The sequence below is a fragment of the Bacillus sp. F56 genome, from assembly GCF_001748205.1.
GTDB lineage: Bacteria > Bacillota > Bacilli > Bacillales > Bacillaceae > Bacillus > Bacillus stercoris.
On record NZ_BDFC01000011.1, the window covers coordinates 58,337 to 72,591 of the forward strand.

The 14,255-nt window shown below is 44.4% G+C and carries 12 protein-coding genes; 11 read left to right on the plus strand and 1 reads right to left on the minus strand.

Annotated elements, in window-relative coordinates:
- The first annotated feature begins 172 nt into the window (after positions 1–172).
- The 7 genes from maeL (at position 173) to maeN (ending at position 9,129) form a co-directional block, all read left to right on the plus strand.
- Complete coding sequence (gene maeL / locus BFW96_RS18325) at positions 173–1,774, plus strand: two-component system sensor histidine kinase MaeL (RefSeq protein ID WP_069840235.1); 1,602 nt, start codon at positions 173–175, stop codon at positions 1,772–1,774.
- Positions 1,767–2,474 (plus strand): two-component system response regulator MaeM, encoded by a 708-nt coding sequence (maeM, locus tag BFW96_RS18330; RefSeq protein WP_014477821.1) that lies wholly within the window; start codon positions 1,767–1,769, stop codon positions 2,472–2,474. Before maeL ends, maeM begins: the two co-directional genes overlap by 8 nt.
- Before the next feature lie 470 nt (positions 2,475–2,944).
- A complete protein-coding gene (gene nupN / locus BFW96_RS18335) occupies positions 2,945–4,024 on the plus strand; it encodes a guanosine ABC transporter substrate-binding protein NupN (RefSeq protein ID WP_069840236.1) in 1,080 nt (359 codons plus the stop codon).
- Between the two features lie 74 nt (positions 4,025–4,098).
- Positions 4,099–5,631, plus strand: a complete 1,533-nt coding sequence (gene nupO / locus BFW96_RS18340; protein WP_069150213.1) for a guanosine ABC transporter ATP-binding protein NupO — start codon at positions 4,099–4,101, stop codon at positions 5,629–5,631.
- Complete coding sequence (nupP, locus tag BFW96_RS18345; protein ID WP_069840237.1) at positions 5,624–6,670, plus strand: guanosine ABC transporter permease NupP; 1,047 nt, start codon at positions 5,624–5,626, stop codon at positions 6,668–6,670. The genes nupO and nupP overlap by 8 nt, the downstream gene beginning before the upstream one ends.
- Entirely contained in the window at positions 6,671–7,630 is a 960-nt protein-coding gene (gene nupQ, locus BFW96_RS18350) for a guanosine ABC transporter permease NupQ (protein ID WP_069840238.1), read from the plus strand. It abuts the gene before it with no gap.
- 152 nt (positions 7,631–7,782) lie between these two features.
- On the plus strand, positions 7,783–9,129 hold the full coding sequence (maeN, locus tag BFW96_RS18355; RefSeq protein WP_069840239.1) for a sodium/malate symporter MaeN: 1,347 nt from the start codon (positions 7,783–7,785) through the stop codon (positions 9,127–9,129).
- A 34-nt stretch (positions 9,130–9,163) separates the two neighbouring features.
- Here maeN and BFW96_RS18360 read toward each other — a convergent pair whose 3' ends face one another.
- Complete coding sequence (locus BFW96_RS18360) at positions 9,164–9,379, minus strand: hypothetical protein (RefSeq protein WP_041521413.1); 216 nt, start codon at positions 9,377–9,379, stop codon at positions 9,164–9,166.
- Between the two features lie 230 nt (positions 9,380–9,609).
- Here BFW96_RS18360 and BFW96_RS18365 point away from each other — a divergent pair, with 230 nt between their 5' ends.
- From BFW96_RS18365 to BFW96_RS18380, 4 genes are read left to right on the plus strand one after another with little or no spacing between them, the layout of a single operon-like run.
- Positions 9,610–12,015 (plus strand): Na+/H+ antiporter subunit A, encoded by a 2,406-nt coding sequence (locus tag BFW96_RS18365; RefSeq protein ID WP_069840240.1) that lies wholly within the window; start codon positions 9,610–9,612, stop codon positions 12,013–12,015.
- Entirely contained in the window at positions 12,008–12,439 is a 432-nt protein-coding gene (locus BFW96_RS18370; RefSeq protein ID WP_014665185.1) for a Na(+)/H(+) antiporter subunit B, read from the plus strand. Before BFW96_RS18365 ends, BFW96_RS18370 begins: the two co-directional genes overlap by 8 nt.
- A complete protein-coding gene (locus tag BFW96_RS18375) occupies positions 12,439–12,780 on the plus strand; it encodes a Na(+)/H(+) antiporter subunit C (protein WP_003220730.1) in 342 nt (113 codons plus the stop codon). Before BFW96_RS18370 ends, BFW96_RS18375 begins: the two co-directional genes overlap by 1 nt.
- Complete coding sequence (locus tag BFW96_RS18380; protein WP_040081971.1) at positions 12,773–14,254, plus strand: Na+/H+ antiporter subunit D; 1,482 nt, start codon at positions 12,773–12,775, stop codon at positions 14,252–14,254. Before BFW96_RS18375 ends, BFW96_RS18380 begins: the two co-directional genes overlap by 8 nt.
- The last annotated feature ends 1 nt before the right edge of the window (position 14,255 follow it).

Below are 14,255 nucleotides of genomic sequence, written 5' to 3' on the forward strand. Positions count from 1 at the left end.
AAAGTCCCTTTCTATAATCTACCTCATTTATTATGGAGGACTTAAAACACATTGACAAGATAAATTATTCCATTTTTTCTCCTTTTTACGAATTACGGTCCCAAATCTTCACAAAGCAGCATTTTGAGAGTAAAGTAGTACGCAGGAATCATAAAACGTAAGGAAGTTTTATATGAAAAAAACATTAAAACTGCAAACCAGACTCACCATATTTGTTTGTATCGTTGTATTAATCGCATTGCTCATTACATTTTTCACAGTCGGTGCCCAAACGACCAAACGGATTAGAGACCAGGAAAAGGCCACTGCGCTGCAGACTGCTGAAATGGTAGCAGAAGCGCCGATGACAGCCGCTGCTTTAGAAAGTGGAAAAAAACAAAAGGAACTGCAGAGCTACACAAAGCGGGTTCAGAAAATCACCGGCACGGAATTTGTTGTCGTCATGGATATGAACGGTATTCGCAAAACCCATCCTGACCCGAGCAAAATCGGAAAAAAATTCAGGGGCGGCGATGAATCCGAGGTATTAAAAGGGCATGTCCATATCAGCACAGCCTCTGGTACGCTCGGGAAATCGCAGAGAGCGTTCGTCCCTGTCTACGCGGAGAATGGAAAACAGGTCGGTGCAGTCGCGGTCGGCATCACCGTAAATGAAATTGATGAAGTGATCAGCCATAGCTTACGGCCGCTTTACTTTATTATCTGCGTCAGCATCTTCGTCGGTGTAATCGGAGCTGTTATCGTCGCCCGTACGGTAAAAAATATCATGTACGGACTTGAACCTTATGAAATTGCGACTCTGCTTGAAGAACGGAGCGCGATGCTGGAATCGACGAAGGAAGGAATACTCGCTGTCGATGAGCACGGCAAAATCAAACTTGCCAATGCGGAAGCAAAGCGCCTATTCGTCAAAATGGGCATCAACACAAATCCCATTGATCAGGATGTAGATGACATATTGCCGAAAAGCCGCTTGAAAAAGGTTATTGAGACAAAAAAACCCCTTCAAGACAGAGACGTCCGCATTAACGGATTGGAGCTTGTGTTTAATGAAGTTCCTATCCAGCTGAAAGGACAAACTGTCGGAGCGATTGCGACATTCCGAGACAAGACCGAGGTAAAACATTTAGCTGAACAGCTATCAGGTGTTAAAATGTATGCAAACGCACTGAGAGCGCAGTCTCATGAATTTATGAACAAACTGCATGTGATATTAGGTCTCGTCCAGCTGAAAGAGTATGATGATCTTGGAGATTATATTAAAGATATAGCCATACAGCAAAAATCAGAAACAAGTGAAATTATAAATGATGTCAAAAGCTCCGTACTGGCCGGTTTTCTGCTCGGAAAGCAAAGCTTCATACGTGAGCAGGGCGCAAATCTTGATATTGAATGCAACGGTGTCATCCCGAACGCGGCAGACCCATCTGTCATCCATGAACTCATTACAATTATCGGAAATCTCATCAACAATGGCCTTGACGCCGTTGCCGAAATGCCGAAAAAACAAATCACCATGTCCATGCGCTTTCATAACAGCATACTGGACATTGAAATTACCGATACTGGAGCAGGCATGTCAGAAGAAGACCAAGCCAAAGTATTTGAACAAGGCTATTCAACAAAGGGCAAAAACCGGGGATTCGGCCTTTATTTCACACAGCAAAGCATCGAAAATTTAAAGGGCCAAATGATCCTCACAAGCGAAAAGAATGAAGGAACGACATTCAGTATTCGCATCCCGTACGAACCGAAGGAGGAAAATCATGATTAATGTACTAATAGTTGAAGATGACCCCATGGTGGGTGAATTAAATAAACGATACTTAAGCCAAATAGATGGCTTTCAGCTGAAAGGCATCGCTTCTTCCTTTCAAAGCGCTCTGCATATCTTAGGCGAGCATCATATCGACCTCATTTTGCTTGATATTTATATGCCGGGGAAAAACGGGCTGGAACTGCTGACGGAATTGAGAGCCCAAAATGAAGCGGTTGATGTGATTGTCATCTCAGCGGCCAGCGAGCTTGACGTGATCAAAAAAACACTTCGTTACGGAGCTGTCGATTATTTAATCAAACCGTTTGAATTTGAACGTTTCCAAACGGCTCTGTCTGATTACAGACGAAAACAAAAGGTGTATTCAACCCATCGCAACATGAGTCAAAAAGAACTCGACGCCGAGCTTTTTCAAAAGAAAGAAGCAACAGAAAAAGTACAGCTTCCTAAAGGCCTGACAAAAAGCACGCTAAAGCTGATCTGGTCCAGTATCCAGTCATTTGAAAATGAATCTTTTACGACAGAAGACTTAGCAAAGCACACAGAAATCTCTCAAGTATCCATACGAAAATACTTAAAATTTCTTGAAGATATACAAGTTCTGAATGTAGAAATGGCGTACGGAACGATTGGAAGACCAGTGTTTCAGTACAACGTCAACAACAGTAACCTTAACGGAATAAAACAATATCTATAAAAAAACGCACTGCTTGCTCCGAGCAGTGCGTTTTTTTGTCATATCTCTTGCCAAGACGCTTGATTGTATTGTTGGTAAGTTATACAAGAATAATAAAGGTTTTTTCTATTTTGAACAAATAATTCTAAAAATAGATACTTTTAAGAAAATTTTGCAAATTTCTATTTATTTCTTATAAGTTAAATGATAAATTATGATTGGTTAGTTGATCCCGAAAAACTAAGTCATAAGTCTTACTTCAGAAAAAGATGTCACGGTTTTCCGCCCGGAACGCCTTCCGCATCCTTCTCTTCCCCGCCTTTCGAAGGAAATACTCACACCACGCCTATTCAGGGAAGAATAGAACTGTCTCAGCGCATTCCATTTGTTATTATCAGAAAATTTTATCGATTCTAAGAAATTGTTCAGGACAGCCCATCACATGACTGGCCGGATCAGCTTTGAACCAAATTTTTCTGGGGGGTTATATCTTGAATAAACGAAAAATCGGATTGGCGATGTCCCTTGTGATCGCAGCAGGCACCATATTAGGAGCATGCGGAAACAGCGAAAAAAGCAGCGGCTCCGGCGAAGGCAAAAACAAATTCAGTGTAGCGATGGTTACTGACGTAGGCGGAGTGGATGACAAATCCTTCAACCAATCAGCCTGGGAAGGCATCCAAGCCTTCGGGAAAGAAAACGGTCTGAAAAAAGGAAAAAACGGTTATGACTATCTTCAATCCAAATCAGATGCAGACTATACAACGAACTTAAATAAATTGGCACGTGAAAATTTTGACTTGATTTACGGCGTCGGCTACTTAATGGAGGATTCAATCAGTGAAATTGCTGATCAGCGCAAAAATACAAACTTTGCGATTATAGATGCTGTTGTCGATAAAGACAACGTCGCAAGTATTACGTTTAAAGAACAGGAAGGCTCCTTTCTCGTCGGAGTGGCCGCAGCCCTATCAAGCAAATCAGGAAAAATCGGCTTTGTAGGCGGCATGGAATCAGAGTTAATCAAAAAATTCGAGGTCGGCTTCCGTGCCGGTGTGAAGGCAATTAACCCAAAAGCCATTGTGGAAGTGAAATATGCAGGGGGTTTCGATAAAGCCGATGTCGGCAAAGCAACCGCCGAAAGCATGTATAAATCAGGTGTAGATGTTATTTATCACTCAGCAGGAGCCACTGGCACAGGTGTCTTTACTGAAGCGAAAAACCTGAAAAAAGAAGATCCAAAACGCAATGTCTGGGTCATCGGTGTTGATAAAGACCAATACGCAGAAGGCCAGGTAGAAGGAACTGATGATAATGTCACCCTCACTTCCATGGTTAAAAAAGTAGATACAGCGGTTGAAGATTTAACGAAAAAAGCGAGCGACGGAAAGTTCCCGGGCGGCGAAACACTTACCTACGGGCTTGATCAAGACGGAGTCGGCATTTCTCCATCTAAACAAAATCTATCGGATGATGTGATCAAAGAGGTCGATAAATGGAAGAAAAAAATCATCGACGGGTTGGAAGTCCCGACAACTGAGAAAGAGCTGAAAACCTTCAAAGCTGAATAAGAATCGCAGGGATAAGGAGGTCGAGCCCTTATCCCTTGTTTTTCTTTTATTTTGAATAAAGGAGCGGTCAATCAATGGAATATGTCATTGAAATGCTCAATATCCGCAAAGAGTTTCCTGGTATCGTCGCCAATGACAATATCAATCTTCAAGTCAAAAAAGGTGAAATACACGCGCTGCTCGGTGAAAACGGAGCGGGGAAATCAACATTGATGAATGTCCTTTTCGGGCTATATCAGCCGGAGCGGGGTGACATTCGGGTGCGCGGCGAGAAGGTGCACATCAACAGTCCGAACAAAGCGAATGACCTTGGTATTGGGATGGTGCACCAGCACTTTATGCTTGTTGACACCTTTACAGTTGCTGAAAATATTATTCTCGGGAAAGAGCCAAAAAAGTTTGGCAGAATTGACCGGAAGCGTGCAGTCCAAGAGGTACAGGATATTTCCGATCGATACGGCCTGCAGATCCATCCAGAAGCAAAAGTAGCTGACATATCAGTCGGTATGCAGCAGCGCGCAGAAATATTAAAAACCCTCTACCGCGGTGCTGACATTCTCATTTTTGATGAACCGACGGCTGTTTTGACGCCTCATGAAATCAAGGAACTGATGCAAATTATGAAGAACCTGGTCAATGAAGGGAAGTCTATCATCTTAATCACCCATAAGCTGAAAGAGATTATGGAGATTTGTAACCGCGTTACGATTATCCGCAAAGGAAAAGGCATCAAAACCCTTGATGTCCGTGATACAAACCAAGACGAACTCGCCAGTCTAATGGTTGGCCGCGAGATATCGTTCAAAACCGAAAAGAAAGCTGCTCAGCCGGGGGTGGAAGTGCTTGCGATTGACGGCATCACTGTAAAGGATACCCGCGGATTTGAGACGGTCAGGAATTTGTCGCTTTCAGTCAAAGCTGGAGAAATACTCGGCATAGCCGGCGTCGACGGAAACGGGCAATCGGAGCTGATTGAAGCGATAACAGGACTCCGCAAAACAGATTCAGGAACCATCACCTTAAACGAAAAACAGATCCAAAACCTGACGCCAAGAAAAATCACTGAATCCGGAATCGGACATATTCCTCAGGATCGCCATAAGCACGGTCTCGTCCTTGATTTTCCAATCGGAGAGAATATTGTGCTGCAAAGCTATTACAAAAAGCCGTATTCAGCATTGGGCGTTTTACATAAAGGCGAAATGTACAAAAAAGCGCGCAGCCTGATCAGCGAGTACGATGTCAGAACGCCGGATGAATACACACACGCGCGGGCATTGTCAGGCGGAAACCAGCAGAAAGCGATTATCGGGCGGGAAGTAGACCGAAATCCTGATTTATTAATCGCCGCCCAGCCGACTAGAGGCCTTGATGTCGGAGCTATTGAATTTGTCCATAAAAAGCTCATTGAACAGCGTGATGCCGGGAAAGCCGTTCTTCTCCTCTCGTTTGAGCTTGAAGAAATTATGAATCTCAGTGACAGAATCGCCGTTATTTTTGAAGGACGCATTATCGCCAGTGTCAATCCGCAGGACACCACCGAACAGGAGCTAGGTCTCTTGATGGCAGGAAGCACGCAAAAGGAAGCGGGGAAAGCAAATGGTTAAACGACTCTCTCATTTACTCGTGCCGCTCATCGCAATCATTCTCGGTCTTGCAGCCGGAGCGCTGATTATGTTTGCGAGCGGCTACAGTGTGATCAGCGGATATTCAGCTTTGTGGAATGGGATATTCGGAGAAATCTATTATGTCGGTGAAACCATCCGGCAAATTACGCCTTATATCTTATCCGGATTGGCTGTGGCTTTTGCATTCAGAACCGGACTCTTTAATATCGGTGTGGAGGGCCAGCTGCTCGTCGGCTGGACAGCAGCTGTTTGGGTCGGTACGGCGTTTGACGGACCAGCATATATCCACTTGCCGCTCGCACTGCTTACAGCGGCAGCTGCAGGAGGATTATGGGGTTTTATTCCCGGCGTTTTGAAAGCGCGCTTCTATGTTCATGAAGTCATTGTCACCATTATGATGAATTATATCGCACTGCATATGACCAATTACATCATTTCAAACGTCTTGACAGATCATCAAGATAAGACGGGAAAAATTCAAGAATCCGCCTCCCTCCGCTCTCCGATTCTTGAACAGATCACCGATTACTCACGGCTGCATTTTGGAATCATCGTTGCCCTTCTCGCAGCAGTTATCATGTGGTTTATCATCAACAAAACAACAAAGGGATTTGAGCTCCGGGCCGTCGGGTTTAACCAGCATGCTTCCCAGTATGCCGGCATGAGCGTGCGAAAGAATATCATGACCTCCATGCTTATCTCCGGTGCTTTTGCAGGACTTGCCGGAGCCATGGAAGGCCTGGGAACATTCGAATACGCAGCAGTGAAAGGCGCATTTACCGGCGTAGGCTTTGACGGTATCGCGGTCGCTCTTCTCGGGGGAAACACAGCCATCGGCGTTGTACTGGCGGCATGCCTGCTTGGCGGGCTGAAAATCGGCGCGTTAAATATGCCGATTGAATCAGGCGTCCCATCAGAGGTTGTCGACATTGTGATTGCCATTATTATTCTGTTTGTGGCTTCAAGCTATGCGATTCGTTTTGTCATGGGCAAATTGAAGAAAAAGGGGGCGAATTAAGTGGACTTTGTGCAGATTTTATCTATCATTGTCCCAGCCACACTCGTTTATGCGGCCCCGCTTATTTTAACTGCTCTCGGCGGCGTGTTTTCCGAGAGATCAGGTGTTGTGAATATCGGTCTAGAAGGCCTCATGATTATCGGGGCGTTCACCAGCGTGTTATTTAATTTATTTTTAGGTCAGGAATTAGGTGCCTCCGCACCATGGCTTTCACTCCTCGCCGCCATGGCAGCAGGCGTACTGTTCTCACTGATTCACGCGGCAGCGGCGATTTCATTTCGCGCCGACCAGACAGTCAGCGGTGTCGCCATTAACATGCTGGCGCTTGGGGCAACTTTATTTATCGTCAAGCTGATCTACGGCAAAGCGCAGACAGACAAAATTCCAGAGCCTTTTTATAAGACAAAAATTCCTGGCTTGGGCGATATCCCTGTTTTGGGAAAGATCTTCTTTTCGGATGTTTATTATACGTCTATTCTTGCAATAGCACTTGCCTTTCTTTCTTGGTTTATCTTGTTTAAAACGCCGTTCGGCCTCCGTATCCGTTCTGTCGGAGAGCATCCGATGGCAGCCGATACGATGGGAATCAACGTATATAAAATGCGCTATATCGGCGTGATGATCAGCGGATTATTTGGCGGTCTCGGCGGCGGCGTATATGCTTCCACGATTGCGCTTGATTTTACGCACTCTACCATCTCCGGACAAGGCTTTATCGCACTGGCAGCGCTTGTATTTGGAAAATGGCATCCGATTGGGGCGCTGGGAGCCGCCCTGTTTTTCGGATTCGCCCAAAGCTTAAGCATCATCGGATCGCTGCTCCCTCTCTTTAAAGACATACCAAATGTGTATATGCTGATGGCTCCTTATGTCTTAACGATTCTCGCTTTAACCGGCTTTATCGGGCGGGCAGATGCGCCAAAAGCCAATGGTGTGCCTTATATTAAAGGAAAAAGATAAAACATTCTCCCCTGGGAAGATGCTTCTCAGGGTTTTTTCTAATTCAAAAGACCCCCTTAATTTAATTGTTTATTGGTTTTTTAACTTAAAAAAATATGAAGTGTTAACGCTTTCTTGTAGACTGTAACAAACAATACATGGGGGTGTATGACATGGGAGCAATTCCAAAAACGGGGACAATTTCACCTGAGCAAAAAGACCCACAGGGGAAAAACCTGTTTCAAAAAATCTGGGCTTGGGAAATCGGTGTGATTCCTCTGCCATTATACACAGTATTAGCTGTTATTATTATTCTTGCAGCCTATTACAATGAGCTGCCGGCAAATATGCTTGGCGGGTTTGCCATCATCATGATTCTTGGTGTATTTCTTGGAGACATAGGCCAACGTATACCGATATTGAAGGATATTGGCGGCCCTGCTATTTTATCTTTATTTGTTCCTTCATTTTTAGTCTTTTACAATGTACTGAATTCAACATCTTTAGACGCTGTAACCAACTTGATGAAAACGTCTAATTTCCTTTATTTCTATATCGCTTGCCTTGTAGTGGGAAGTATCCTCGGTATGAACCGAATTGTTTTAATACAGGGGTTTATCAGAATGTTCGTTCCACTGGTTGCAGGAACGATCGCAGCCGTTGCAGCAGGCATTCTTGTCGGATTTATTTTTGGCTACAGTGCTTATGATTCCTTTTTCTTTGTGGTTGTCCCGATTATTGCCGGGGGAATAGGTGAAGGAATTTTGCCGCTTTCAATCGCCTATTCACAAATACTGGGCTCATCCGCTGATGTGTTTGTGTCTCAGCTGGTTCCAGCCGCTATTATAGGAAACGTTTTTGCTATCATATGTGCAGCCTTAATGAAAAAGCTTGGCGATAAGCGTCCAGATCTTAATGGGAACGGACGCCTCGTAAAATCTAAAAAAGCAAATGAGATTTTTAATCAAAAAGAAGCCGAAGCAAAAATTGATTTCAAACTCATGGGAGCTGGAGTTCTGCTCGCGTGTACATTCTTTATTTTCGGCGGGTTATTGGAGAAGTTCATCTTCATTCCAGGCGCGATTTTAATGATTATTTCAGCTGCGGCTGTCAAGTATGCGAATATTCTTCCGAAAAAAATGGAAGAAGGCGCTTACCAGCTTTATAAGTTTATTTCTTCAAGCTTTACATGGCCGCTCATGGTCGGTCTCGGCATCCTCTTTATTCCGTTGGATGACGTGGCGTCTGTGATTTCTATTCCGTTTGTCATCATTTGTATATCAGTTGTAATCGCGATGATTAGTTCTGGATATTTTGTGGGCAAGCTGATGAACATGTACCCGGTTGAATCCGCAATCGTTACCTGCTGCCACAGCGGTCTCGGCGGAACGGGTGATGTTGCCATTTTATCAGCGTCAGGAAGAATGGGCCTTATGCCGTTTGCCCAAATTTCAACACGTCTCGGCGGTGCAGGCACAGTGATTTGCGCGACAGTTCTGCTTCGTTTTTTCACTTCATAAACAGAAAGAGTTCCGTTTTATGCGGAACTCTTTTTTATCTATTTACAATCCGAATATACTCTCGCGGACCAAACGGCAGATCCTTTGATTCCGTCTCACTCATTCTGGCTGACAGGTGATGCTCCAGTAAATACAGCTCCCACTCATCACGAGCAGCCACACTGCTGCGCCCGTCATATTGATTCAACATGAATGCCCCTGTAAATACTGAGCAGAATAAACCTGAGCACATCACTATTTTTCTTTTCACATGACCAGCTCCTTACATTCAGCTTGATCAGGAATGATTTTAAATATACAAATAACCTCTTTTTTGTTAGACTTATTTTGAGGTCAAAAGAACTCATAAAAATCAATTTCAGCAGTTCGAAGCGTGGCAGCTTGCAGAAAAGTGCGATATAATTTGGACTAGGTCGTTTGACCGTATATTTCATACATAGCGCATTTTTCAATTGAGAACGAGAAAAAGGAGGTCTTACTTTGCAGCTCTTACATTTTGCTATTTTATCGCCTTTTTTATTTGCTTTTATCATTCCATTCTTGGCAAAATACGCAAAAAGAGTGCATACGGGCTGGTTTGTGTTAGTCCTGCCCGTCTTGCTGTTTATATACTTTCTCCCCATGATCAGGATGACACAATCTGGAGAAACACTTCGGTCGGTATTAGAGTGGATTCCTTCACTCGGCATTAATTTTACCGCTTATATAGACGGCCTCGGGCTATTATTCGCCTTGCTGATCACAGGCATCGGCTCTTTGGTCACTCTTTACAGTATTTTTTATTTATCGAAAGAAAAAGAACAGCTTGGGCCCTTTTATGTCTACTTATTGATGTTTATGGGCGCCATGCTCGGCGTTGTTCTTGTAGACAATGTCATGGTTCTCTACATGTTCTGGGAGCTTACAAGCCTTTCATCCTTTTTGCTGATCGGCTATTGGTATAAGCGAGAAAAGTCGCGCTACGGCGCCGCCAAATCACTTTTGATTACGGTCAGCGGCGGGCTGTGCATGCTTGGCGGATTTATTCTCCTTTATTTGATAACGGATTCCTTCAGTATTAGAGAGATGATTCATCAGGTTCAATTAATTGCCGGCCATGATTTGTTTATCCCGGCTATGATTCTCATTTTATTAGGTGCATTTACGAAATCCGCGCAATTCCCTTTTTACATCTGGCTCCCTGATGCGATGGAAGCTCCGACGCCTGTCAGCGCTTATCTCCATTCAGCCACTATGGTAAAAGCCGGCATTTATGTAATTGCGAGATTCAGTCCAATTTTCGCTATTTCAGCCCAATGGTTTTGGATCGTATCCCTCGTCGGGCTCTTTACGATGGTTTGGGGCTCATTCCATGCCGTGAAACAAACTGATTTAAAATCGATTTTGGCGTTTTCAACCGTCAGCCAGCTCGGAATGATCATCTCTATGCTCGGAGCCAGCGCTGCAGCTCTTCATTACGGCCATACAGAATATTATACAGTTGCCGCCATGGCTGCCATTTTCCATTTAATCAACCATGCTACCTTTAAAGGAAGCTTGTTTATGGCAGTCGGGATTATCGATCACGAAACAGGCACACGGGATATCCGAAAGCTAGGCGGCCTGATGGCGATTATGCCGATTACGTTTACCATTTCTTTAATCGGAACATTTTCAATGGCCGGACTTCCGCCGTTTAACGGATTCTTGAGTAAAGAAATGTTTTTCACAAGCATGCTTCGCGTAGCACATTTTGATCTGTTCAACGTGCAGACATGGGGCATTCTGTTCCCTGTTCTCGCCTGGATCGGAAGTGTATTTACGTTTATCTACAGCATGAAATTGCTGTTTAAAACATTCAGAGGAAATTACCAGCCTGAGCAGCTTGAAAAACCGGCTCACGAAGCGCCTGTCGGCATGCTCGTATCGCCGATCATTCTTGTCGCTTTGGCTGTCAGTCTCTTCTTTTTCCCAAATATCTTGTCGTACAGCCTGATAGAGCCTGCGATGAACTCAATCTATCCGACACTGCTGGACGGACATGAGAAATTCCACGTTCACATTTCACAGTGGCATGGGGTTACAACGGAATTGCTCATGACTGCGGGTATTGTTGTGATCGGAACAATCGGTTATTTGTCGCTGAATAAGTGGAAGGGAATCTATAAACTGTTTCCTTCAAAACTTACACTCAACCGGTTATACGATAAGCTTTTGACTCTGATGGAGAAAGGCTCTTACCGGGTCACAAAACAATATATGACCGGGTTTTTAAGGGATTACTTGCTGTATATTTTCGCTGGTTTCATCATTCTGATGGGCGGAGCTTTTGTCATCAAAGGCGGATTTTCCTTTTCAACAGAAGGCATGGCTAAAATCGGCGTATACGAAATCATTTTGACGCTTGTCATGATCAGCGCCACAGTGGCGACTGTTTTTGCTAGGTCAAGACTGACGGCGATCATTTCACTTGGTGTTGTCGGTTATGCGCTTGCATTGTTTTTTGTCATTTTCAGAGCGCCGGACTTGGCATTGACTCAGCTTGTCATTGAAACGATTTCTGTGGCACTGTTTCTGCTTTGCTTCTATCATTTGCCGAAACTGAGATTGAAAACAAAAACGAGAACGTTCCGGATGACGAATTTTATCATTTCTTTAGGAGTCGGGACGATCGTTACTCTGCTCGGCATCGCATCCTCAAGCCAGCGGACAAAAGACAGCATTGCATCCTTCTTTGTAAAACACAGCCACGATCTCGGCGGAGGGGACAATGTCGTCAATGTCATCCTCGTTGATTTCAGGGGATTTGATACAATGTTTGAAATTACGGTATTAACAATAGCCGCTCTCGGCATTTACAGCATGATTAAAACAAAAGTAAAAGAGGAGGGGAAAAGCGGTGAATGAACAAAAAACAAATGACTTAATTCTTCAGACTGCGACAAAACTTGTATCCTTTATCATTTTGCTTTTCTCTTTCTATTTATTTTTATCAGGGCATAACGCGCCCGGAGGAGGCTTTGTCGGCGGACTGATCACGTCCTCTTCCATCGTTCTGTTGCTTCTGGCATATGATTTAAAAACCGTGCGTTCCCTTTTGCCGGTTAATTTCATTTATGTCGCGGGAGCCGGCCTTCTGCTCGCTGTATTAACAGGCGTTGGCTCCTTTGTCTTCGGGGCTCCTTTTTTAACCCACACATTCGGATACTTTCAGCTGCCGATCTTTGGGAAAACGGAGCTCGCCACGGCGACGATATTTGATTTAGGCGTTTATCTTGTTGTCGTAGGCATTACGATGACCATTATTCAAACGATTGGAGAGGAAGAATAATGGAAATCTTAATGGCTGTATTAGCCGGTATTATTTTTATGGCTGCTACGTATTTGCTGCTGTCTAAAAGCCTGCTTCGCGTCATTATCGGAACAGCACTGTTAAGCCATGGCGTTCATTTAATGCTTTTGACTATGGGAGGATTAAAGAAAGGCGCCGCTCCGATATTGAGCGAGCATGCCAAATCATTTGTCGATCCGCTTCCGCAAGCCCTGATTTTGACGGCAATTGTCATTTCATTTGGCGTTACATCATTCATCCTGGTCATGGCCTTTCGCGCTTATCAGGAATTGAAATCGGACGATATGGATCAAATGAGGGGAAATGATCAACATGAATAATTTTGTTATTTTGCCAATCCTGATCCCGCTTCTGTCGGCCATTCTGCTGATTTTCATGACGAAAAATCTTATGCTCATGCGGATCTTCAGCACTGCGGCATCGGCTATCGGGATTGTGATCAGCGGCATACTTGTACAGACTGTCTTCACAAAAGGTATCCAAACACTTAGCTTAGGCGGCTGGAAAGCACCGTACGGCATTGTGCTCGTCGCAGACCAATTCGCCAGCCTGCTCGTTCTCACAACAGCGGTCATCGGTTTATTGGTTGGGCTTTATTCCTTCCGTTCCGTCGGTGAAAAACGTGAGCGTTCCTTTTATTACTCCGGCGTGCAGTTCTTGCTTGCCGGCGTCAGCGGGGCGTTTTTAACAGGCGATTTATTTAATATGTACGTATTTTTTGAGCTTCTGCTCATTGCTTCCTATATGCTGATTGTATTAGGCGGCACAAAAATTCAGCTGCGGGAATCCCTTAAATATATTGTGTTTAATATCGTATCGTCTGCCCTGTTCGTCATAGGTGTCGGGTTTTTATACGCGGTAACAGGCACGTTAAACATGGCGGATCTTAGCGTAAAAATCACTGAATCTGGACAAACCGGGCTGATCACTGTGATTGGTGTCCTGCTGCTTTTGGTATTTGGCATGAAGGGCGGAATCTTCCCCCTCTACTTTTGGCTTCCAGGCTCTTATTACGCGCCTCCGGCGGCAATCTCCGCATTGTTCGGCGCTTTACTGACAAAAGTCGGATTATATGCGATTACGAGGGTTTTCACATTGATTTTTATTCACGATACAGCCTTTACCCATCAGCTGATGATTTGGCTGGCGGCGCTGACTGTGATTTTCGGTGTAATCGGTTCACTCGCTTATTCAGATGTCATGAAAATTGTGATCTATAACATTATTACCGCTGTCGGCGTGATTTTGTTTGGTGTGGCAGTACACACCCCCGCATCCATTCAAGGCGCCATTTACTATCTGATTCACGATATGCTGATTAAGGGCGCTTTATTTATGCTGGCGGGCACGCTGATCGCATTGACTGGAACTGCGAGCCTGCATAAAATGGGCGGACTGATCAAACGCTATCCTGTTCTTGGATGGATGTTTTTCATTTCCGCTATTTCTCTTGCTGGCATTCCGCCACTGAGCGGATTTGTCGGCAAATTTAAAATTGCGGAGGGCGGCTTCGCAGAAGGTGAATTTACGATATCCATGCTGATTCTGCTTTCGAGTCTGCTTGTCCTGTACTCTGTGCTGCGAATCTTTATACATGCGTTTTGGGGCGAAGAAAAAGAAACGCCAAAACCAAATCATCGAACAGCTAAAGGGCTTCTTTATCCGGCAGCTATTTTTCTCTTGCTGTCTCTTCTCTTCGGATTGGGTACAGAATGGGTGTCGCCTTACGTTGATCAAGCGGCCGAGACGCTGCTGAATCCGGAAAAATATATTGAAGCTGTTCTGAAGGAGTAGA

Bases quoted from the DNA above. Each gene is read 5' to 3' on its own strand.
- maeL (WP_069840235.1), top strand. From the start codon at position 173: ATGAAAAAAACATTAAAACTGCAAACCAGACTCACCATATTTGTTTGT.
- maeM (WP_014477821.1), top strand. From the start codon at position 1,767: ATGATTAATGTACTAATAGTTGAAGATGACCCCATGGTGGGTGAATTA.
- nupO (WP_069150213.1), top strand. From the start codon at position 4,099: ATGGAATATGTCATTGAAATGCTCAATATCCGCAAAGAGTTTCCTGGT.
- nupP (WP_069840237.1), top strand. From the start codon at position 5,624: ATGGTTAAACGACTCTCTCATTTACTCGTGCCGCTCATCGCAATCATT.
- maeN (WP_069840239.1), top strand. From the start codon at position 7,783: ATGGGAGCAATTCCAAAAACGGGGACAATTTCACCTGAGCAAAAAGAC.
- BFW96_RS18375 (WP_003220730.1), top strand. From the start codon at position 12,439: ATGGAAATCTTAATGGCTGTATTAGCCGGTATTATTTTTATGGCTGCT.
- BFW96_RS18380 (WP_040081971.1), top strand. From the start codon at position 12,773: ATGAATAATTTTGTTATTTTGCCAATCCTGATCCCGCTTCTGTCGGCC.